The sequence below is a fragment of the Curtobacterium sp. ME-Dv--P-122a genome, from assembly GCF_030209645.1.
Lineage (GTDB): Bacteria > Actinomycetota > Actinomycetes > Actinomycetales > Microbacteriaceae > Curtobacterium > Curtobacterium flaccumfaciens.
On record NZ_JARVRO010000002.1, the window covers coordinates 160,296 to 182,326 of the forward strand.

17 protein-coding genes are annotated in these 22,031 nt (G+C 70.2%); 7 read left to right on the forward strand and 10 right to left on the reverse strand.

All coding sequences use genetic code 11. From position 1 onward, the window contains the following. Positions 1-2: 2 nt before the first annotated feature. A complete protein-coding gene (locus tag QRN49_RS01855; RefSeq protein ID WP_128779681.1) occupies positions 3-824 on the forward strand; it encodes an ABC transporter permease in 822 nt (273 codons plus the stop codon). Positions 825-850: 26 nt separating this feature from the next. Next, complete coding sequence (locus QRN49_RS01860) at positions 851-1,549, forward strand: ABC transporter ATP-binding protein (RefSeq protein WP_284753715.1); 699 nt, start codon at positions 851-853, stop codon at positions 1,547-1,549. A gap of 72 nt (positions 1,550-1,621) precedes the next feature. On the opposite strand, the gene QRN49_RS01865 is transcribed toward QRN49_RS01860, so the two are convergent. Genes QRN49_RS01865 through QRN49_RS01880 form a run of 4 tightly spaced genes read right to left on the reverse strand, consistent with a single transcriptional unit; the run spans position 1,622 to position 8,866 of the window. Then, complete coding sequence (locus QRN49_RS01865; RefSeq protein ID WP_284753718.1) at positions 1,622-3,298, reverse strand: glycosyltransferase family 61 protein; 1,677 nt, start codon at positions 3,296-3,298, stop codon at positions 1,622-1,624. Between the two features lie 46 nt (positions 3,299-3,344). Then, complete coding sequence (locus QRN49_RS01870; protein ID WP_259476105.1) at positions 3,345-5,042, reverse strand: polysaccharide pyruvyl transferase family protein; 1,698 nt, start codon at positions 5,040-5,042, stop codon at positions 3,345-3,347. Continuing rightward, positions 5,042-6,151 carry an acyltransferase family protein gene (locus tag QRN49_RS01875; RefSeq protein WP_284753720.1) on the reverse strand — a complete coding sequence of 370 codons (1,110 nt, stop codon included), beginning with the start codon at positions 6,149-6,151 and terminating at the stop codon, positions 5,042-5,044. The genes QRN49_RS01870 and QRN49_RS01875 overlap by 1 nt, the downstream gene beginning before the upstream one ends. A 27-nt stretch (positions 6,152-6,178) precedes the next feature. Further along, the gene (locus tag QRN49_RS01880) at positions 6,179-8,866 is read right to left on the reverse strand and encodes a CDP-glycerol glycerophosphotransferase family protein (RefSeq protein ID WP_284753722.1); all 2,688 of its coding nucleotides are present in this window, start codon (positions 8,864-8,866) and stop codon (positions 6,179-6,181) included. Between the two features lie 133 nt (positions 8,867-8,999). Here QRN49_RS01880 and QRN49_RS01885 point away from each other — a divergent pair, with 133 nt between their 5' ends. Continuing rightward, positions 9,000-10,673 carry a glycosyltransferase gene (locus tag QRN49_RS01885; protein ID WP_284753724.1) on the forward strand — a complete coding sequence of 558 codons (1,674 nt, stop codon included), beginning with the start codon at positions 9,000-9,002 and terminating at the stop codon, positions 10,671-10,673. Between the two features lie 92 nt (positions 10,674-10,765). Further along, positions 10,766-11,461, forward strand: coding sequence for an SGNH/GDSL hydrolase family protein (locus QRN49_RS01890; RefSeq protein WP_284753726.1), 696 nt, complete (start codon positions 10,766-10,768; stop codon positions 11,459-11,461). 42 nt (positions 11,462-11,503) lie between these two features. Here QRN49_RS01890 and QRN49_RS01895 read toward each other — a convergent pair whose 3' ends face one another. The 5 genes from QRN49_RS01895 to QRN49_RS01915 form a co-directional block, all read right to left on the reverse strand. Further along, on the reverse strand, positions 11,504-12,571 hold the full coding sequence (locus QRN49_RS01895) for a glycosyltransferase (RefSeq protein ID WP_284753728.1): 1,068 nt from the start codon (positions 12,569-12,571) through the stop codon (positions 11,504-11,506). Between the two features lie 40 nt (positions 12,572-12,611). Next, complete coding sequence (locus QRN49_RS01900; protein WP_181436829.1) at positions 12,612-12,767, reverse strand: hypothetical protein; 156 nt, start codon at positions 12,765-12,767, stop codon at positions 12,612-12,614. A gap of 101 nt (positions 12,768-12,868) precedes the next feature. Continuing rightward, positions 12,869-15,457, reverse strand: coding sequence for a glycosyltransferase (locus tag QRN49_RS01905; RefSeq protein ID WP_284753732.1), 2,589 nt, complete (start codon positions 15,455-15,457; stop codon positions 12,869-12,871). After that, positions 15,457-16,911 (reverse strand): glycosyltransferase family 2 protein, encoded by a 1,455-nt coding sequence (locus QRN49_RS01910; RefSeq protein WP_284753734.1) that lies wholly within the window; start codon positions 16,909-16,911, stop codon positions 15,457-15,459. The genes QRN49_RS01905 and QRN49_RS01910 overlap by 1 nt, the downstream gene beginning before the upstream one ends. Beyond that, entirely contained in the window at positions 16,908-18,266 is a 1,359-nt protein-coding gene (locus QRN49_RS01915) for a rhamnosyltransferase WsaF family glycosyltransferase (RefSeq protein ID WP_284753736.1), read from the reverse strand. Before QRN49_RS01915 ends, QRN49_RS01910 begins: the two co-directional genes overlap by 4 nt. Before the next feature lie 53 nt (positions 18,267-18,319). On the opposite strand from QRN49_RS01915, the gene hisD reads away from it, so the two are divergent. The 3 genes from hisD to QRN49_RS01930 are packed head-to-tail and all read left to right on the forward strand — an operon-like array spanning position 18,320 to position 21,214. Then, positions 18,320-19,627: a histidinol dehydrogenase gene (gene hisD / locus QRN49_RS01920; protein WP_284753738.1), complete on the forward strand. Its 1,308-nt coding sequence runs from the start codon at positions 18,320-18,322 to the stop codon at positions 19,625-19,627. A 13-nt stretch (positions 19,628-19,640) separates the two neighbouring features. Then, on the forward strand, positions 19,641-20,141 hold the full coding sequence (gene nrdR / locus QRN49_RS01925; RefSeq protein WP_111023127.1) for a transcriptional regulator NrdR: 501 nt from the start codon (positions 19,641-19,643) through the stop codon (positions 20,139-20,141). Continuing rightward, positions 20,138-21,214 carry a quinone-dependent dihydroorotate dehydrogenase gene (locus QRN49_RS01930; RefSeq protein WP_084741082.1) on the forward strand — a complete coding sequence of 359 codons (1,077 nt, stop codon included), beginning with the start codon at positions 20,138-20,140 and terminating at the stop codon, positions 21,212-21,214. Before nrdR ends, QRN49_RS01930 begins: the two co-directional genes overlap by 4 nt. A gap of 219 nt (positions 21,215-21,433) precedes the next feature. Here the strand turns inward: QRN49_RS01930 and QRN49_RS01935 are convergent, their stop codons facing one another. Next, positions 21,434-22,009: a DUF3043 domain-containing protein gene (locus QRN49_RS01935; RefSeq protein WP_111091092.1), complete on the reverse strand. Its 576-nt coding sequence runs from the start codon at positions 22,007-22,009 to the stop codon at positions 21,434-21,436. Positions 22,010-22,031 lie beyond the last annotated feature (22 nt).

Here is a 22,031-nt window from a genome sequence, read left to right on the forward strand (position 1 = left end):
GCATGACGTACCTGAACGAGCTCATGTCGTCGCGGGAACTCCTGGCGAACCTCACCGCCCGCGAGGTCAAGGGCAAGTACCGCCGCACGGTCTTCGGGCAACTGTGGTCCCTGATCAACCCGCTCGCGACGATGTTGATCTACACGATCGTGTACTCGTTCATCTTCCGGGCACGACTCGAGGTCGGTGACCCCAGCGGACTGAACATCTACCCGCTGTGGTTGATGTGCGGCCTGCTGCCGTGGATCTTCGCGCGCAACGTCATCAACTCGGGCATGACGTCGATCGTCGCCAACGGCTCGCTGATCAAGAAGGTGTACTTCCCGCGGATGACGCTGCCGCTCGCGGCCGTCGGGTCCTTCGGGTTCACGTGGCTGGTGGAGATGGGGGTGCTGTTGATCGCCCTCGCGATCGCGGGGTCGAACTTCTGGATCTACCTTCCGTTGATCGCGCTGACGATGGTGTTCCTCGCCATGTTCGCCGCCGGCCTCGGGCTGATCCTGTCGATCATCAACGTGCACTTCCGCGACATGCAGCACCTCGTCGGCATCGGCCTGCAGATGTGGATGTACCTGTCGCCGATCATCTACCCGCTCTCGCTTGTCGAGGACGCCGCGAACAAGGCCGGACACCCGTGGATCATCCACGTCTACAAGCTCAACCCGATCGAGCGGTTCTCCGAGGTCTTCCGGAACCTCATGTACGACAACCGTCTCCCGAACTGGACCGACCTGGTCGCGTGCGCCATCGCTGGATGCGCCTCGCTCGCACTCGGCTACTTCGTGTTCTCCCGCAACGAGAAGAAGCTGGCTGAACTCCTGTGACCGATGCTGCCGTGACCGTCGACCACGTGTCGAAACGATTCCGCATGTACAGCGAGCGCAACGACTCGCTGAAGAGCATGGTCATGCGTGGCAAGAAGTCCGTGCACGAGGACTTCTGGGCGTTGAAGGACGTCTCCTTCGAGGTGCCGCACGGAACGACGTTCGGGCTGATCGGCAAGAACGGCTCGGGCAAGTCGACGCTGCTGAAGTGCCTGGCCAAGATCCTCTGGCCGGAGGAGGGGTCGATCACCGCCCGTGGCAAGCAGGCCTCGTTGCTCGAGGTCGGTTCGGGCTTCCACCCCGAGCTCTCCGGGCGCGAGAACGTCTTCCTCAACGGCTCGATCCTCGGGATGAGCCGCAAGGAGGTCACGCGGAAGTTCGACGACATCGTTTCGTTCTCCGGCGTGGGTCACTTCATCGACCAGCCGGTCAAGAACTACTCGTCCGGCATGTACGTCCGCCTCGGCTTCTCGGTGGCCGTAGCCGTCACACCGGACATCCTCGTCGTGGACGAGGTGCTGGCCGTCGGTGACGCCACGTTCCAGAAGCGGTGCCGTGAGAAGTTCAAGGAGATGAAGCAGGACGGCCGCACGGTCATCCTCGTCTCCCACTCGATGAGCACGGTGAAGGACATGTGCGACGAGGTGGCCTGGCTCAATCAGGGTGAGCTGAAGATGATCGGCAAGACCGACGAGATCGCCAAGGCGTACAACGCCACCGTCTGACGGCCTCGTACCTCGGTTCCTTCAACCCGGACAGGCGTCGCTCTGACGCTCGCCTGGAGTGAGACACCCAGGTCAGCGCCGGAGCGCGTCCAGAGCGGTCGCGTTGGCACGGAGGTCGACGTCCCAGGCCGACCGGAAGGCAGCTGAGGAGAACTTGTCCTTCGGCTGGGCTACGTCCGGGCGAGACCACAGGTAATCAATCTCGGTTGCGAGCAGTGTCGCGAACAAGTGCTCGCTCCGACTCGTGTTCGAGTCGTGCGTCACGACCACGATGTGCTCCGGGTCCGCCGCGAAGAGCGAGGCGTGGAGCGCGCCGCCGGAGAACCCCGCCACCGTCCGCGCTCCGCGCAGGGTCCGAGCAACCTCGGATGCGGTCGCGGAGTCGAGGTTGACGATGGTGAAGCCGAGCGCACCGAAGCGTGCCATGACCTCTGCCGCGTTGCGGGGGAGCGGCGTGCCGTTGCTGTCATGACGGGTGAGGAAGACTCGGTCCGGACCATCTCCATCGACCCCGAGACCTCGTCTGATCGCAGCCCAGGTCTCTGCGTTCACCGGGTGCGCGTAGTGGTGGCCGCCGTCCTGCCAGGACTGTGACGCGATCACCAGGCGCTCCACCACGACGTCGCAGTCCACCATGTGGACGTCCTCCGGCACGATGCCGAACGCATGCAGGACGTCGCGCTGGAACACCGCCTCGGGGTCCTCGGGGCTGGTCCGGTACAGGGCGCGCAGTGCCGGTTCGCGGCGCTTTGCCTCGGCCCACCCCCACAGCTTCGACAGCGACACCGAGAGGAACTGGGCACGGTCGCCGGGTTCCGGGGCCGTGAGATCGAAGAAGACGCCGTCGAGCCGCGGCGTTTCAGGCCGAGACTCCGTCATGGGCAGGGCGATCTGCTCACTCACGTTGCGGAGCTCGTCGTTCCATGCGCGCCACGGGTGCTTGAACGAGCTGGGGAGCACCGTCGACCCGGTCACGGCCAGCATGGCCGGGCCGAGGGTGGTTCCGCCCCGCACCTCGAGCAGGGACAGTTCCGGAGCCTGCATCGGGAAGGCGGGCAGCTTGTGGGCGACGTCGGAACCGGTCGAGCGGACGATTGGCTGGTCCTTGACCGTCGCTGCCCTGCGTGAGCCGAGGACTCGGACGTTCTGGGCTCCGAGACGGCCGGGAAGCAGTTCGAGAGCGTCTTCGTGTCGTACCTTGACGAGGTGGTCCCGCTGCTTCGCGGAGATCGTCCTGCCATCGCTGTCCCACGTGCGAGTGATGCTGTCCTGGAGCTCTTCGACTTCACCGGCACCGATGCGGCGCGACCCAAGCGACTCGAGCGCCGCAGCCCACGGCGAGCGTTCTTCGGTGCGCAGCGAGATGAACGAGCCCTCGGCCGCGATGTGGAAAAAGCTCCGCTGCCAGCGCTGCAGCTGCTCGACGAGCGTCGTTGCCTGCTCGTCGACCACGGCGGCGACGGGACCGACAGAGCGGAGGTACGCCGCGATCTCGTCGTTGGTCGCGGCCTGCACGGCACCCGACTCCTCGAGTTCTGGGCGGGCGCGGAGGTCCGCCAAGACGTGGAGCCGGTACTCGAACGCGGCGCGCCACCGAGGGAGGTCCCGTTTCGACGTCGGGCCGGCGATGAGCACGACTGGGCGCTTCATCCGGCGGAGGTCGTCGAGGTGTTCCTCCAGGTCGGGTCCTGCTGCGTTCAGCTGCGTTCCACCGTCGGTGCGGTCGCCACGTCCACGCAGGATTCTCATCCCTTCAGGCTAGCCGAAGCGCCGGGGTGTCCGGTCACGAGGCCGGTCAGGACGGACGGCGGAAGGCGCGGGCGAGTGCGTCGCTGATACGGGTGATACGCCGGTCCCGGTACCGCTGGACCTCGCGCCGGTACCCGAGCGCTGCTGCACGCCACCGCGCCTTCTCCGCAGAGAGACGCTCGCCCTCGGCGGCCAGGTCGGCGGTGGCACGCTGCTCCTCGGCGAGCTCTCTCCTGAGGGCCGCCGCTTCGGAGCGTGTGTGCTCGACGAGCTCCCGCGCCTCGCCGAGCTGCTGCTCGACTGTGCGACGCTCCCGCGACTCGCGTCCGAGCCGGAGTTCGAGGTCCGAGTGTTCCGCAGCGACGGCCTCCAAGCGCTCGGTGGTCCAGCGGTGCGCTTCGCGCTCGCGTCCGGAGTCCACACCGAGGACGGGGGCGGCGTCGGCCAACACTGCTTCGGTGGCTCCGAGCGGCACTTGGGCAGGCGGGTCCATCGGTTTGAACACGAAGGGCTCACCCCGCAATGCGCAGCCGAGCGCGCGCCACCAATCCGATTGGCCCTGCTGGACGGCCCGGACCGCCGAGTTGACGCCTTCGGTCACGTGCGGCCACTCGTCTACGAGCGACGAGACGAGGCCCGCGAGGACCGTCGGGTCGTCGAGGACTGTACCGGGGAGCACGGTCCGTGCCAGTCCGTACTGCGATGTGGCTCCGACCATGCGTTGCCAGGTGTAGGCCGTGTCGGCGAAGCCGAGCGCTGGAACACCTGCGGCCGCGGCGAACACGACGGGGTGGTACCGGGTGGACAGGGACACGAGCGCGCGCGACGTCACCGCGAGGGTCTGGCCGGCAGGCAGCACCGGGAGCAGCACCGGCCGGGAGACAGCAACGGCGATCGCAGCGTGGGAGACGACGTCGTCCTTCGGAGTCTCGACGTCGAGCGAGCCCGCGTGTGGGACGAACACGACGGCGCAGTCGAGCGCCTGGCTGACCGCCTCGAGTGCCCGGCCGACGCGGTCGGCATGTGCTCGTGCCCTCTCGTCGTCGAGGCCCGGCGGCCGCTCGAAGCTCGCGACCAAGTAGCGTTCCGGCAGGCCGTCTACCTCGTCGTCGAGCGGTGCCCGGGGGAGGAGCAACGCGTCGTCGCCGGTGGTGAAGACGCGTCCGGCATCGGCGGCCATCGAGCGAGCTAGCGTGGCACTGGTCCCCTCGCGAGCCCCGAACACAGCCGCTGAGTCGATGATCTCGGTCATCACCGGCAGGTCGACTTCCCTGAAGGTGGCGCCGAGCGTCTGGCTCGTGACGAAGACCGGCCGGCCGAAATGGCGAGCCACACGGACCAGGGCGAGTCGCTCGTACAGCTGGTGCACGTACTGACTCGTCATGTTTCCGCCGCCGGCGATGACGACCGCGTCCGCGTCGTGCACGGCGTCCAGGACGGTCTGCGCCGGTCCCGTCCTGCGCTGGAAGCCGGCCAACGGGGCGAGGACCTTCTCGAGGTGGCTGTCGTGCCATTCACGGGGCCACCCGAGCTTGAAGTGGAAGCGGGGGACTGCTGCCACTCCATGGAGCCGTGCCGCAACCTCAGGATCGGCCGCAACCACGGTGACGTCGACGACACCGTCAGCGGTGAGCCGGTCGATCGCGACCTGGGTCATCGCTTCGTCACCCACGTGGTACAGGTGCGGCCAGCCGACGTCGCCCATGACGACGACCCGACGCGCGGGAGCGGGACGGTCGTTCATCATTCAGCCCTCCGGCCATGAGACCGGGCATCGCCGATGGCAGCCTGCACGGCACGACGGAGCTTCGGGGCGAACGGGCGTTCGATCCCGTAATGAACACCGGTGGCAAGTGCGATACTCACGATCGTTGCAAGTAGGACCGCGACGAGCCAGCCGTACTGCTGCGTGTGGGCGATGACCTTCCAGCCGATGTGTTCGTGCAGGAGATAGAGCGGATAGGTCAACGCTCCGACGGTTGTGAGCCAGCTCCACGACAGGCGCCGGACGGGAGTCAGCGTGACGAGGAGTACTGCGCCGAAGCACATCACGATGAGCACGAACTGGGTCCACTCAGGGATCGGGCTCCCCGTGGTGCTCTCGATCCTCTGCGCGGCTTCCGGGCCAGCAGTGGTGATCGCAAAGGCGATGTTGACGGCGAGCAGCATCCAAGCCATGACGTCGCGACGCTCACGCACGATCAGGTAGATCAACATGCCGCCCGCGAACAGCGGAGCGTGCTGCCAGACCAGCATGTACGCCAGAAAGTCGAAGCCGTGGCGTTCTGCAAGAACGGCGACAACGGGCCACACGACCGACAAGACGAGCACCTTCCGCTCGGTCAGCCTGAAGCAGAGCAAGATCGCGATGAGCAAGTAGAACCGCATCTCGACCCAGAGCGTCCAATAGACTCCATCGACGTGGTCGACGCCGAACGGTTCGTGCAACATCGTGAGGTTGATGGCGATCTCGCTCGGTGAGAGCCAGTACGCCCCGGTCGCGATCAGCACCGCGGCCGTCAGAAGCACCGAGACCCAATACGCGGGGTACAGCCGTGCGATGCGCGAAGCGACGAAACCGTCCAGCGGTCTGCCCCACGCGCTCATCAGGATGACGAAGCCGCTGATGACGAAGAAGAGGTCGACTCCGAAGACTCCGTACTTCGAGACGTCGAACACTCCTGGGGCGAACTCCGAGGCGGGTGTCGTCCAGGCGTCGGTCTCGCGCGCAGTGTAGTGGAAGGCCAACACCGCCAGTGCGGCAACGAAGCGAAGACCGTCCAGCGCTGCGTACCGCTGGGTCTGCGGGAGCGCCCGCTCACGGCGCAGGGGGGCAGGGGTCATCTCGACCATGCTCGAACCTCTCGGTCGGGCCGCGGCTCAGCCGCGGATCAGGTCAGCGTCGGAGTCGGTGGCGAGCGCGGCGGGGGCCGCGGGACGAGGGCCGCGCTCACGCGTGGCCTGCATGGCAGCGATGACACGCTCGGAACTGCGGCCGTCCCGCATCGTGAACGTCCGCGCCACCCGCGATGCGAACGGCTCAGCCAGCTGCCAGCCGTTGGCGGCGACCGCCCCGATGGCGTCCACCGCCGCATCGACGGTCAGCACGCGCTCGCCGAACCCGTCCCGCTCGTAGTCGAAGTACCCGCGTCGCCCGATGTGCATGCCGTTGAAGAAGTCCTCGGCGTCGAACTGGAAGTTGACCACCGGGATGTGCAGGAACGAGGCCTCGAAACCGAGCGAGGAGTAGTCCGTGAGGACGAGGCAGGCACGCGCGAGGACCGACTGGACGTCGTTGCCGTCGTAGCCGAGCAGGGTGACGTGGTCCGGGACGTCGAAGTCGTCGAGGTGAGGCTTCATGTTCGGGTGCGGCATGAAGACGATGCGCTTGCCCGACGCCTCCGCGATCGCGCGCAGCCGCTCGGATCGGAGCAACGCTCCGTACTGCTGGGCGTACTCGCTCGAGGCGAAGTTCTCGCCCTTCGCCCGAGCGTTGGAGCCCGGAATCGAGGCCCCAAGGAGCACCTGCCGCCAAGTCGGCATCAGCACGATCGAGTCGCGTTCGGTCTCGGACAACGCCGCCCGCTTGGCGAGGAGTGCGTCGTGCCGCGGGAAGCCAGTGAGCTGCGTCTCGCGTGAGGTGAACACAAAGGGTCCATCTCCCGCGATCGAGTGCCACTCCGGCGGCGTCGCTGTGACGAACACGTCGATCGGCTTGATGTTCAGCCAGCGTGAGAGGTCGTCCTTGGTGATGCCGTGCTGTAGGAAGGTGAACTTGAAGTGCGACTTGCCGTACCGACGCGCGTCCAGCGGGTGGATCACGTAGTGGTCGATGTGTGACGAGGCGAGGTGGTCGGCCGAGAGCAGGAGCGACGCCCAGTCCTTCGACTTGTACTCGACGAGCCGGAAGCCCTCGCGCTCCAGCCGGTCCCAGTCGCTCGACCGCCGGTCGAGGATGAACCAGGCGTTGATGTCCGGCCGGTTCGCCGCCACCCACCGGTACAGGTGCTCAGCGTTGTCACCGGCGTCGGTGTCCTTGTCCATGAACGCCCAAGCGTGCGCGAACTTGTCGCGGGTCGACTGCTTGTGCAGGTGGCGGGAGGTCGCGGCGTTCTCGCGGGCGCGCTTCGAGACGTACTTGCGGACGTCGCCGCGGATGCGCCGGAGCAGCGCACCGGTGCGCTGACGAGTTGTCTCCTCGGGTGCGCCAAGCCGTGGGGTGGCTCGGCGGCGCTCGTCGTGGATCACCGGTGCGAGGTCACGGATGGTGATCGCCTCGGTGTGCCCCCACTGCTCGTGCCGCACGCTCGGGAGGGCGCGGCCGTCGACCTCGACGACGGTCCTCGTGCCACGGGCGAGCCAGACGTGGCGTCGTCGCATCGTCACCCGACCGTAGAAAGCGAAGTCCTCGGTCTTGGCGTGCAAGGGCTCGACCTGCTGACCGTCGACGACGAAGCGCTCCTGCGGGTTCACCCCGGTGAACCAATAGGTGAGATGAACCTCCTGACGGATTTCGTCGACCTCGTTCAGTCGGACGTACTCGGGAGCCCACCGTGCGCCGGCGTAGCCGTGCAGGAACGTCGCCTTGATCGGGAACTCGACGCCCATCACGTTGAACTCGCGGATCGCGTCGTCGCTGATCGACTGCAGGACGAGCCCGACGAGCTCGTGGAAGCGGGGGAGCACCGTCGTGGGTGCCGCCGCCGTGATGGAGCGGATCTTGCGTTCGTTCTTGTAGTACCAGAAGAGTTCGTAGAGCAGGACGTTCTCGAGCCACCGCGGCAGGTCGCCGGCTGCTCGGTGCGCTGTCTCGACGAGGTCGAGGTACCCGGCCTGGAGGAGCTGCGTGTACTTGTCCTCCTTGAGGTAGCTCACCTGGACGAGGGAGCTGCCGTCGGTGCGGGTCCGGTAGTGGTACTTCGCCGATGCGAGCAGTCCGAGCTTGTGTGTCCCGTTGAGGAGCAAGTACCGCGCGATGAAGTGCCCGTCCTCGAAGTTGGGGCGCACCTCGGGGTCGAAGAGCAGCCCGAGCTCCCGGATGAGTCCGAGGCGCATGAACGAGGAGTTCGCGCTCATGTGGACGAGAGGCTCCACGTGCAAGTCCGCGATCCGGCTCCCCGTCGCGAACTTGTGACGGAGCGGGTGGGTGTCTGTGAGAAGGCCGGTCGTCTCATCCCACACCACCTGGTGCGTGCCCAGCAGGGTCAGGTCGGGAAGGTCGTAGAGGCGCATGAACTTCAGCGCCTCGGCGAAGTAGTTCGCGTCGAGCCGGTCATCCGGGTCTGGGAAGCTCACCCACACGCCCGAGGCCTCGGCCATGCCGGCGTTCCGCGCGTTCGACAGCCCAGCGTTCTCCTGGTCCACCACGACGACGCCGTCACGCCCGACGGCCCAGCGCTCGATGACTGCGAGCGAGTCGTCCGGGGAACCGTCGTTGACGAAGACGAGTTCGACGTCGTCGAGGCCGCTCGTCTGAGCGTCGAGCGAGGCGAGGAACTCGGGCAGGTACCGACCGACGTTGTAGCACGGGATGACGGCAGAGATGAGGGGGGAAGTTTCGCTGCGCAACGCGCGTGCCTTTCGGGGTGTGGACGTCGAGCTCGGCCATGGGCGAACGCGCCGAGCGGAGCGACGCCCGGAGAGGTTATCAGCAGCCGCGCCCGGTGCAGGAGGAACGCTCGACTCTTGGTAGCGTCGGCGGGTGATCGAGCACAGTGACGACGACGCCCTCCTCTCGGTCGTCATAGCGGCGCGGAACGCTGGGCGCTGGATCGACGAAGCGCTGGACTCCCTGCTCGCCCAGGGGCCATCGGTGGCCGAGGTGCTCGTCGTCGACAACGGGTCGACGGACGACACCGCGGAACGGGTGGCAGCCGCGGCGCGGTCCGACCCTCGCGTTCGTCTCCTCGTCTCGACCGCACCGACCGCCGCCGCCGCACGGAACGAGGGTGTCGCCGCTGCGACGGGCGAGTACCTCGCCTTCGCCGACGCCGACGACATCGTCCCTGACGGCGCCTACGCGGCCATGCTCGCGTCGCTGGAGGCGAGCGGTTCCGACGTGGTGATCGGCGACCACCTCAAGTTCTCCGCGACGAGGACGTGGAGTCCCACCCGCCGCTGGTACCGGTTCGACGAGGTCGTCCGAGCCGCCGCTCCGGAGGCTGTTCCGGAGCTCCTGTCCGGACGCGCCTGCTGGAACCGGGTGTTCCGTCGGTCCGCTTGGGACCGTATGGGACTGTGGTTCCCCGAGGTCCAGAGCGTCGAGGACATACAGCCGATGACGCGGGCGTTCGTCGAGGCGCGCAGCATCGACATCGTCCCTCAGTGTGTCTACCTGTACCGTGACCGCGGGGACACGACGTCGTTGTCGCTCCGCGCCGATGCGGCGGGCACCGTGCGGTACCTCGAACAGGAGCTTGCCTGCGCCGTTGCGGTGAGCGGTAGCCCCGTGCTCCGTGTTCAGCACGCCATGGTCGTCCTCGACGCGGACGGCTGGGCGCACCTGCACCGGTTCCTGCTCACCGATCCCGACGCCGTTGCGATGGCGACGGTCGCGCGAGCTACGGCAGCGCTCGCAGCGGCCCTCCCGGTCGATCTCCTGCGCGACGTCGCTCCCGCCCGTCGTGCGCTCTGGGCACTGGTCCTGCAGGGCGACTGGCTCGCTGCGCGGTCGTTCGTGCTCGGCGAGGCGAGCACGATCGCGACCGAACGGATCGGGGCGTGGATCGACGCCGTGGCGCGGGCGTCCCGGGCGGAACCGGACATCGCTGAGACCCTCGCCCGGGATGGGCTCGTGCCGACGCTGGTGAACACCGCCGAGGAGGTCGACCCGGTCTGGCTGGCTCACCGCCTGCCGGCGGTCGCGGTCGTCGTGCCTCCATCGGGCGCGGTCCTCGCCGACGCGATGACAGCTGCGGTCGGGATGCGCGACCCCGACGGCGTCCGGGCGGTGTCGGCGCTCCGGCACGTCGTGCCCCTCATGGTCGACCGAGTCGAGGTCACGGCGACGGGCCTGGTGATCGGCGGCCCGGCCGACCTCGTGGCACGCGGGCTCCGGGCCACCCTGCTGCTGGCGGATGCCGACGCCAACGAGCACGCCGTCGCGGTCTTCGCCGACGGTGCTCGCTGGCGAGCGGAGGTGCTCGCTGAGCGGGTCACGTCAGGTCGCCACAGGGTGTCGGTGTCCTTCGCCGGTGTCGACGGCCGTTTCCCGGTGGTCACCGCACGGATGCCTCTCCCGCCCGTCGCCGACACCGTCCCGATGCAACCCCTCGCGGACCGCAAGGACGGCTGGCGCTTCCTGGTCGACCGCCGCACCCCGGAACACCCGGGGCGCGGGAGCCTCCTTGCCAGGATCGCGCGCCGCCTCCGCTGACCGGAAGGAATGGCCGCTGACCCGCAGGTCGATCGCCGCAGTTGCGCCGAGCAATGTGCGGCCCATGGCGCGCATCGTCGAGAATGGTGGACATGCGCCGTTCCGTACCCGTCGTCGTGGCCGTGCTGGTGGTGGCCTTCGTCGTGGCGGCGCTCGCCTGGGTGAGCGCCGAGTCGCTCCGCGACACTGAGTCGACCCTGATCGCGGCCGAAGCTTCACCGTCGGCGCCGCTCCGGGTGGCGGTCGTCGGGGATTCGCTCAGCGCCGGGCACTCGCGGTTCCTCGGCAACGGATTCGATGAGGACTCCTGGATGACGTACGCCGTTCGCGACGGGATCCAGTTCGCAGGCGGGTGGGCACGGGCCGGCGCGACGCCGGAGCAGATGGCCGACGCCGTCCGCCCCGTCGAGCGCGTCGACGTGCTCGTCGTCCTGGCGGGCACCAACGCCGTGCTGCACGGGGAGACGGTCGCCGACACGGCCGACTCCTACGACCGCATCGCCGAGGTCATCCACCCCGATCGCGTACTCGTCGCGGCGATCCCGCCGTATCGGGCACATGCGGCCGAGGCCCTCGCCTACAACCGCGACCTCCGCGTTCTCACACGGGAGCGGGGCTGGACGTGGGTGGATCCGTGGACCGCGGCGCGCGATGGGGACGCCTGGGCGCCGGGTTTCAGCGCCGACGGTATCCACCCGGCCGGGCCACAGCAGTACGCGGTGCTCGGTCACGCGTTCCGCCAGCTCATCCTCGAGCACCGACCGTCAACAGCGCTGGCGGACTCCTGACGTGTGGCGCGCTCGCCGAGGAGCATGCCCCCCGCCCGACGCTCAGCCCCGGACCCGCTCCAGCAGCTCCGCGTACGCCCGCGACCGCCTGAACGGCGCGAGCCGTCGGCTGAACACGTCCGCTCCCACCGCCGCCGCCGGACCCATCAACAGCGAGGCGAGAGACGATCCCGGAGTGACCGACGATGCCGCGTCCGACGGATCGAACCACCGGACCCATTCCTCGCCCCCGAACTCCGCACGCAGGTACGGCTCGTCCGGTAGCACGGCCGGCACCTCGAACGACGCGGCGAGGTGCAGTGCGCCGGAGTTGAGGACGCGGCGGTAGGGGAACACCGCGAGGTCGGCCGCCCGAAACCACCGCTGCACGTCCACGTCCTCGACGTGGTCGTGCTCGCGCACAGCACGGACGTCGTCGCCGAGCAGCGAATCGATGACGGCGCGGTCCTCGTCGGAGGTCCTGCCGGCGAGGAGCAGAACCGGACGCTCAGCGGGGGCGAGCGCACGGACGGCTTCGACCAGGACGTCGATGCCCTTGTACGGGCGCATCTGGCCGAAGGCGAGGACGGCGTGGTCGCGGTCCGTGAGTCCGAGCGACGCACGCGCTTCCTCGCGCGACACCGAGTCCGGGTACACGCCCTGGTAGCTCGGGTGCGGGAGGTGCACGACCTTTGCCGGGTCGAGCTCGTAGTACGAGGACACGGCCGTGGGTGTGTCCCTGTTCATCACGTGGACGACGTCTGCGGCGTCGGCCAGGTAGCGGTTCAGTTCGAGTTCGAGCTCGAGGTGCCGCGCATCGTGGGGGAGGACGTTGTGGATCGTCCAGACGAGCCGAGCTCCGCGTGCGCGCGCCGCGTCGACGGCGGTGCGGAAACGATCGAGACGAGCCTGGGCGTCTTCGAGGTCGTCGTCGTTTCGTTGCACGATCGGGGATGTCCAGTGCATGTGGAAGACGTCACCGGTACCGAGGCGACCGAGGTGCTGCTCGAGCTGCTCCAGACGCAGGCTCTCGAGGACGTTCCAGCCGCGTGCCCGTGGGGCCAGCAGCATGAGGTTCAGGAACGGGTTGTCGCGGTAGGCAGGGAACACCGCGAGGAGGTGATCGGGCACTGACCGATCCTACGGGGACTCGACCGGAGGCGGGGTGGTGTCAGTCGAGCGTGGCGACGATGTACTCGGCCTCGTGCAGGACCGAGCAGAACGCCAGTCCCTCGTGGTCGAGCGCATCGCGTTTCCGGATGACCGCACCGCACACCGAGCACTTGGTCGTGAAGGTCGACCGCACGACGTCTGAGATCAGCGACATGCGTTCATGCTGCGCGCTGAAGGTGAACAACGGGGTGCGATCGCCTCGGAACCGGATGAACGACGCCAGAGAGTCCGCCTGGTACGCGACGAAGCCTCGGCTCACAGCGACCGGACGACCTGCCCCGCCTCCGCCGCAGCCCCGACCACGACGGCGAAGTCCCCGTCCGCGACCGACTGCCCCTCAGTCAGCCACACGACGTTCCGCGCCCCCGGCTGCGGCACGAACGACGAACCACCCGGCCCCGAAGACGGTGTCCCCACGACCAGCACGGTCACCTCGTCCAACCCGCTGGATCCCCGGTACCAGGACGTCGGCATGTCGACCTGCACCACGTGTCCCGCGGCCTCGAGTGCGGCGGCCAGTGCGGACACGTCCGCGACGCGCGTGCCGTCGTGCTTGACGGCGACACGGAAGCCTGCAGCCCCCTCCTCCCGGACGATGACCGGTCGCGAGGACCGCACCATCACGCCGTGGCCCTTGGGGAGCCCGGGGGCCACTCCGAGGTAGCGCAGTCCGGCTGCGTCGTACCGGTCGTCGGCGTCGGCGTCGGGGTACCGCCCGCGCCACCGCTCGTCGAAGACGCGGCGGTTGTCGACGCGGGCGTCGTCCCGGCCCGGCGTGCGGCTCTCGTGGTGGACGACGACCGACGACGGGACGACGACGAAGGCGGAGCCCGCCGGTGACGTCGACAGCGCGCGGAGACACAGGTCCACGTCCTCCAGCCCGTTGGCGTACACGGGGTCGAACCCGTGCCAGCGGATCAGGTCGGCGGCACGGAACGCCGCGGCGGCTGCGGTGATCGCCGAGAACCGCACTGCGCCGGCGGAGCCCGACCCGAACACGCGGTCGGCGTCGTGTCGCGGGTGGTCGCCGAGGAAGTGCCAGGGGAGCACCTTGTCCCCGCCGAAGACCGTGCCGGCGGCCTGCACGACGCCGTCCGGGTACACGAGCAGGGGCTGCGCGCCGAGGACCGACGGGTCGTCCAGCGCGCCGACGAGCGGCCGCAGCCAGCCGGTGGTGACCTCGGTGTCGTTGTTGAGCATGACGACGGTGCCGCCCGAGGACCGGGCGAGTCCGAGGTCGCTGCCCAGGGCGAAGTTCCGGTTCCGGTCCTCGCGCTGCAGGACCACCCGGGGTTCGTCACGGAACCAGGCGCCGAGGATCGCGGAGACCGATCGCTGAGAGCCGTTGTCGACCAGGACGACCTCGACGCGGTCGCCGTCGTGGTCCGCCGCACCGAGCACGGCGTCGACGGCGCGCCGGGTCATGGTCCAGTCGCGGTACACCGGCATGACGACCGAGACGAGCCCGCCGTCGCGCGATGGTGCGGCGGCGGCCAGGGCCTCCCAGTCGATGCGGTGCCGGGCGAGCGCGACCTCCTGCCACGACGCAGGCTGGGCGGAGGAGACCCGTCGCTGGTCCCGCACGTTGTCGTAGTCGACGCCGATGACGGGCACGTACGCAGGCACCCCGAACCGCTGCCCGATGCGGAGCAGCCACTCCCAGTCGATCCAGCGTCGGAGCGTCTCGTCGAACGGGCCGACCCCTGCGGCGACGTCACGGCGGACCACGAGCGCGTTGAGGTCGATGAAGTTGCCGGCGAGCAGGTCGTCGAGCGTGCCGTCCTCGCCGCGGTACGTCTCGACGGGCGCGGTCCGGTCGTCCGCGTTGTTCGCGCCGACCATCCGCAGCCCCGTGTGCACGGCGGGCCCGTCGGTCTCGAGCAGTGCCGCGAGGGCTGCGGTCAGGTGTTCGGGACGCCAGGTGTTGTCGGCGTCGAGGAACGCGACGAAGTCGCCACGCACGGCCGCGAGTCCGGTGTTCCGGGCGGCGCCGGCACCGCCGTTCTCCCGCTCGAGGAGCCGGATGCGCCCGTCTTCGGCAGCGAGCCGGCGCACGACGTCGACGGTGTGGTCGCCGGACCCGTCGTCGACCACGACGAGTTCCCAGTTCGTGTGCTGCTGCGCTCGCACCGAAGCGATCGCCGCACCGACCACGTCGGCGCGCCGGTACACCGGCATCACGATCGACACGAGCGGTTGCTCCGCGTCGCGCCGCGCGACACCGCGCGGGTACCGGCCGAGGGCCTCGGCGACCTCGGGCCCGTCCCACGTGGACCGGTAGCGTCGCCGGGTGCGGTGCTGCGCACCGGCGAAGGCGCGCGCATCGGCGACGGCTGCGTCGCGTGCGGCGCCCCAGGTGGGAGCGTCGCCACGGCGGCCTGGAGGCACGGGGAGCGTGGTCGCGTCGGTCGCGTTCCGCAGGAAGTGCCGGAGCGCATCGAGCGTGGTCGCCGGGCGGTCGGCTCCCGGCACCGAGGCGGCGTACACGCCTGCGTCGAAGAGCGGCCCGGTCTGGAAGAGCTCGGGGCCCTCCTGGTGCAGGGCGTCGTACCAGGACATCGCGGGGACGGGCTGGTGCTCGCGCATCCACTCGTGCTCGATGAGCGGGTGCAGCGAGAGCCCACGCTGCCCGTCGTTGTGCACGTAGAACGCGACGGCGTCGGCGTCGGTGTCGAACGTCCGTCCGGTCTGTGCCTCGAAGTACGCGCGGTCCAGTACCTCGAACTCGGCGATCCGCCGGGCCCAGCGGTCGAGCCGGTCGGTCACGGTCAGTGGTCGGTCCGGGCCCCGGAAGGGTCGGGCGAGGCGCCGTGCGACGCGGCCGATGCCCTTCGCCTCGGCCATCAGCGGCGCCCCGGCAGTCGTGCGGCGACCTTCGCGATCGCCTGGCCGGTGCGGAAGGACCTGCTCGCGCGCAGGTCGGTGAGCTCCCGGCGCAGGCGCACGACCTCGTCCGCTGCGCTGGCCGCGGCGACGTCGGCGGCCGTGAGGTCGAGGGGGAGCAGCGCCGCCCACCGACGTTCGAGCGCGTCGGCCGTGCCCGCGAGCGGGGCCGTCAGCGCATCCTCGATGCGTGCACGGGCGTCGGTGACCGCGCCCGGTGCGACGACCACGGCGAAGTGGTCCACGACGGCCGCGAGGGCGTCGGCGCCCGTCCGGTGCGCTCGCGACGACCACGGCACCGCGTTCTGCGCGGCCCGCACGACCACCAGGTGGAGCGCCCGCCGGTTGGCCGCGACGACGTCCGCGGGCGCCGGGTCCACGAGCACGGCGACCGTGACGAGGTCGTCCGGGCTGGGGTCTCCGGTGGTGACGGTCCACGCGGCCGGTGCCGACGTACCGGCGGGGAGCCGGGCCTCCAGGTCGAAGCCGTCCCCGAAGGCCGCGTCGACCTGGCGGACGAGCGTGTCGGCGTCCTCGACGTGCCGCAGGTCCACGGCGAGCCGCGGGCGCTGCCCCGAGGGGACGAGGACGTCGGCGAACCGCTCGGTCGCCGTCATGCCGTGCCGCTGGTACGCGGCCACTGCGTCCGGCAGGAACGGGTAGCGAGCCTCGAGCACGCGCTGGTGCGCGGCGCGCAGGGCGCTGCGGTTGCCGGAGAAGCTCTTGCCGCCGGCGTGCAGGACCAGCGCGCGGTTGGCGATCTTGGCGAGCCAGCCGTGGGCGGCGATCCGGAGGCAGTAGTCGTTCTCCTCGCCGTATCCGGGCGCGAAGGCCTCGTCGAACAGACCGTGCTCGGCGATCAGCTCCCGGCGGGTGAGGAAGCAGAAGCCCATCGCGACGGGCAGGACCTGGGACACCGGGAGGAGTGGTGCGAGCTGGCCCCAGACCCGTCGCGTGCGGTCCTCGGTGCGGGCGGCTCCCCGGTTGGTCAGGCGGTAGGGGATGCTCGCGATCGTCGCGTTGTCACTGCGCGCGGTCACGACACCGGTGCGGTCCTCGTCGAGGACCGCGAGCATCGCGTCGAGGAACCCCGCCGTCGGCACGGCGTCGCTGTTGAGGAGCAGGACGGCCTCGGTGCCCGCGTCGTCGGCGCCGCGGTCGAGTTCGTCCACGGCTCGGTTGCACGTGCCGACGAACCCGAGGTTGTGGTCGTTCCGCTCGTACCGGAACCCGGGGCGGTCGCCGATCCGGTCGAGCAGCGCCCGCTCGATGGTGTCCGCCTCGGGCCCGCAGTCGTTGACGAACAGCGCGCGGTGCCGTTCGGTGTCGAGGTGCTCGAGGAGCCCGTCGACGCACCGCAGCAGGGAGTCGAGGTCGCCGTACACGGGCACGACGACGAGGGTGGAGCGGGTCATCGGTCGGACTCCTCTGCTTCGAGTGCCCGTGCGAGGGCGTCCACGGCGGTCTCCAGCGGGCCACCGAGCACCCCCGCGGCCAGCGGCACGTGCCCGGTCGGGCCGTCCGCAGCTGCCTGCCGGACGGCGTCGGCGACGGCCAGGCCGAGGGAACGGGCATCGGCGGGGACCGCCTCGAGGTTCGGGTGCAGGTGCCCGCGGGTGCCGCGGAACTCGTTCGTCACGACACGTGCGCCGGACACCGCGCCGTCGAACGGTGGGTGGCTCGGGTGCGGGCTGTGCTGGAGCGACAGCACCACGTTCGTCGATGCGATGAACCGGAAGTAGTCGTCCCAGGGCATGGTGCCGTGCGAGACGAGCTTCACGTCGCCTCGGCCCCCGTCGAGCTCGACGTCGCCGTGCTGTTCACCGGCCGAGTGGAACTCGACCCGGATGCCGTCGGCGGCCAGCTCCTGCACCGCGACCCGCAGCGCGGCGACGCCGAGGCGGAACAGGTTCCGGTGCTTGCTCGGACGGCCGTAGAAGAGGACCCGGACAACGTCCTCGTGCCCCCGGGCAGCGGCCACGCGTTCGAGCAGCTCGAGGTCGAGGTGCGGTGTGAAGGTGTGCTCGGAGGGGACGTCGAGGCCCTCGACGTCGGCCAGGTACCGGCGCAGCGGCTCGGAGTTCACGAGCATCCGGAAGCCGGCGCGGTAGGTCGAGGCGGCGACCGCGTACTCGGTCGACCACGGGCTGAAGCCGGGTTCGTAGTCCTGCACCAGGTACACGACGCGGTGTCGGGGGACCACCCCGGCGGTGACGGCGACGTCGATCGGGTGCGCGGTCTTCCAGTGCGTGGCGACCCAGACGTCGTCGCGGCCGAACTCGGTGTCCAAGATGTCCTCGCGCCGGACCACGCGGACCCCGGGACGTCCGTCGACGCGCGACTCCGGGAACCGGTCGGCGACGAGCGCCTCGGCTGCGGCGGCACTGTTGCCGGGTGTCGTCCACCGGACCATGACGACCCGGACCCGTCGGCCGAGGCGGTCGCCGAGCGCCAGGGCGACGGCCAGGGCGGTCTGCACCCCGGCGAAGGCGGCACCTTCGCGGAGTTCGTCGACCACGAGCACCACCTCGGGATCGCGGTCCACGGTGCGGATGCCGGCGAGCGACAGGCTCGTCTCCACCAGGCCGTCGAACGGGCGCGCGGCCAGCGGCGCGCGATCGCGTTCCCGCCGAGCCACACCGACGTCGACCCGGGACACCGTCCGGCCGAGTCGCTCACGGACGTCGTTGCGGTAGTGGCCGTCGCGTGCGTACCGCTCGTTCACCCGGACGAGGTCGCTCACGAGGCGCCGTGCCTTCTCGAAGTTCATCAGCCCTCACGTTACTGGGCGTCGGCGTTCGGCTCGGTAGGATCGGACCCCTCATGATGCAGCGAATCGACCTCCGCGGCGGCCTCCCCGCCCGTGCCGAACTCCTCCGACTCATGCCCCGCGCCGCCGGTGACGTGACCCACGCGGTCGACGCCGCGCGCGAGTTGATCGAGGACGTCCGACACCGCGGGGCCGCGGCCCTGCACGACCAGGCCGAGCGCTTCGACGGCGGGGCTCCCGCGCACGTCCGGGTGCCCGCTGCCGAGATCGCCGCCGCCGTGGCCGGGCTCACGCCCGAGGTCCGGGCAGCCCTCGACGAGGCCATCCGCCGCGTCCGGGCCGCGAGTGCCGCGCAGATCCCCGCCCCGTCCGTGACCACCCTGGCCGACGGCGCCGAGGTCCACCAGCGCTGGCAGCCGATGCGCCGCGTGGGGCTCTACGTGCCCGGAGGCAAGGCGGTCTACCCGTCCAGCGTCGTGATGAACGTCGTCGCGGCCCAGGTCGCGGGCGTGCCCTCGATCGCCCTCGTGTCGCCGCCGCAGCGCGACCACGGCGGCGCGGTGCACCCGACGATCCTCGCCGCGGCGGGGCTGCTCGGCATCGACGAGGTCTACGCCATGGGCGGCGCCGGAGCCGTCGGCGCGCTGGCGTACGGCGTCGCCGAGATCGACCTCGAGCCGGTCGACCTGGTCACGGGGCCTGGGAACAACTACGTCGCCGCCGCCAAGCGCCTGGTGCGCGGTGTGGTGGGCATCGACTCCGAGGCCGGGGCGACCGAGATCCTCGTGATCGCGGACGAGACCGCGGACGCCGGGTTCGTGGCCGCCGACCTCATCAGCCAGGCCGAGCACGACGAGCAGGCCGGCAGTGTGCTGGTGACGACGTCCGCGGCGTTCGCCGACGCGGTGGAAGCCGCCATCCCGGAACGCACGGCGGTGCTCGGGACGGCTGCGCGCCTCCAGACCGCCCTGGACGGACCGCAGTCCGCGATCGTCCTGGTGGACTCGCTGACCGACGCCGCGACCGTGAGCAACGCCTACGGGCCGGAGCACCTCGAGATCCAGACGGTCGACGACGACGCCGTGCTGGCCGACATCGACGCCGCCGGTGCGGTGTTCGTCGGGCCGAGCACGCCGGTGAGCCTGGGGGACTACCTGGCCGGGTCGAACCACGTGCTGCCGACCGGTGGCCAGGCCCGCTTCGGGTCCGGGCTGTCCGCGTCGACGTTCCTGCGACCCCAGCAGATCGTCCGGTACACGCCCGAGGCCCTGGCCGAGGTCGCGCCGCACATCGTCGCCCTGTCCACCGAGGAGCAGCTCCCCGCGCACGGGGCCGCCGTGACGGAGCGCACGAACCGATAGCCTGGGGAACGACATGTTCTGCCCCTTCTGCCGCCACCCGGACTCCCGCGTCGTCGACTCACGGACGAGCGACGACGGAACCTCCATCCGCCGCCGTCGACAGTGCCCCAACTGCGGTCGACGGTTCTCGACCACCGAGACCGCATCGCTCAACGTCGTGAAGCGCAACGGTGTCACCGAGCCGTTCAGCCGCGACAAGATCGTCTCCGGCGTCCGCAAGGCGTGCCAGGGGCGCCCGGTCACCGACGGCGACCTGGCCGTGCTCGCGCAGCGCGTCGAGGAGACGGTCCGGTCCTCCGGATCCAGCCAGATCGATGCGAACGACATCGGCCTCGCGATCCTCGCGCCCCTGCGGGAGCTCGACGAGGTCGCATACCTGCGGTTCGCGAGCGTCTACCAGGCGTTCGACTCGCTCGAGGACTTCGAGGACGCCATCGGCCAGCTCCGCCGCGACCACCACGCGGCATCCGACACGGCCGCCGGGTCGTCCACACCGTCCGGCACGCGCGCGTGAGCGGCATCGCCGAACGCATCGTGCGCGGCGGCTACCGCGTCGTGTTCCGCTCCGTGTTCGCGAACATGGACCCGGAACGTGCCCACCACCTGGCCTTCGCCGTCATCGCCGGGCTGCCCCGCGTGCCGTTCCTGAGCGGCGTCGTCGAGCGGTACTGCCGTCCCGCGGCGGCCGACGGCATCACCACGATGGGCATCCACTTCCCGTCGCGCTTCGGTCTGGCGGCCGGGTTCGACAAGGACGCCCGCGGCATCGCCGGGCTCGGCCTGCTCGGCTTCGGCCACGTCGAGGTCGGCACCATCACCGCCAAGCCGCAGCCCGGCAACGAGCGCCCGCGCCTGTTCCGGCTGATCGGCGACCGTGCCCTGATCAACCGCATGGGCTTCAACAACCACGGCGCCGCAGCGGCCGCCCGGCGCCTCGAGCGCGCCCGCCGCAACCCCGGTCGCCCCGTCATCGGCGTGAACATCGGCAAGAGCCGGGTGGTCTCCGTCGAGGACGCCATCGACGACTACCTCGAGTCCACCCGTCGGCTCGCGACGTTCGCGGACTACCTGGCGGTCAACGTCAGCTCGCCGAACACGCCCGGCCTGCGCGGGCTGCAGGAACTCGACCAGCTCCGACCGCTGCTGTCCGCGGTGCGTGACGCCGCCGGCCGGACGCCGGTGCTCGTCAAGATCGCGCCGGACCTGACCGACGAGCAGATCGACGCGATCGCGGGCCTCGCGGTCGAGCTCGGGCTGTCCGGGGTGATCGCGAACAACACGACGATCTCCCGCGACGGGCTGACCGCCGATCCGTCCGACGTCGAGGCGATGGGTGCCGGGGGCCTCTCCGGTGCGCCGGTTGCCGCTCGCTCGCTCGAGGTGCTGCGTCGCGTCCGCGCCGCGGTGCCCGCCGACTTCTGCGTCATCGCCGTCGGTGGTGTGACCACCGAGCAGGACGTGCAGGACCGCATCGACGCCGGGGCAACGCTCGTGCAGGGCTACACGGCGTTCCTCTACGAGGGACCGACCTGGGCCGCGCGCATCAACCGGCTGCGCCGTCGGCGGCTGCGTCGCGCCGCGCGGTAGACGCGACCACCTGACGGACTGGAGGCCCGTGGCGACACCGCCACGGGCCTCCAGTCCGTCGTGTGGGTGCGCCCACGGCCGCTTCGTGAGCAGCAATGGTCGGGTGCGCCGCGCCCACCCGACCATTCCTGCTCACGAAGCACGAACGGGGGAGTGGGGGAGCGGGAACGACGAAGCGCCGCCCGGCAGGCCGGGCGGCGCTTCGTCGTGTGCGTGTGGCTAGAGCGTGGGGTACTGCCCGCGCCGGACCTGGGGCTTCGGCAGCCGCAGGAAGCGCAGCTGCCACGCCCGCGTGAGGATGTAGAGGAACGTGCCGCGCTGGAACTCGCCGAACTTGGCGGTGAGCTTGCGGCGGAGCGACAGCCACAGCACGACGCAGTCGATGATGAACAGCGCCACGAACGCCCACACGAGCAGGAGCGAGTAGGACGCGATGACCGTCTGCGCGGCCGCGAACCCGACGATCAGGAACAGCACGAGCACGGGCATCATGACCTCGCCGACGTTCCAGCGGGCGTCGATCCAGTCGCGGACGAAGCGTCGCTGCTCACCGCGGTCCTTCGCCGGCAGGTAGCGCTCCTCGCCGTTGGCCATGCCGACCCGGGCACGCTCACGCTCCGAGTTGAGGCGGGCGCGGGCGGCCTTCTTGTCGACCGGCGTGTTGCCGACGAGGGGACGGCGGTTCGCTGCCTCTCGCTCGCGGCGGGACGGCGTGGGGCGGCCCTTGCCCTGCTCGAGGAGCTCGGCCTCGGTCGGGTTGACGGTCGTGTTGGTCTTGGGGGCTGCCTTCGCCACGGTGCGTTCCTAACGGCGGTGT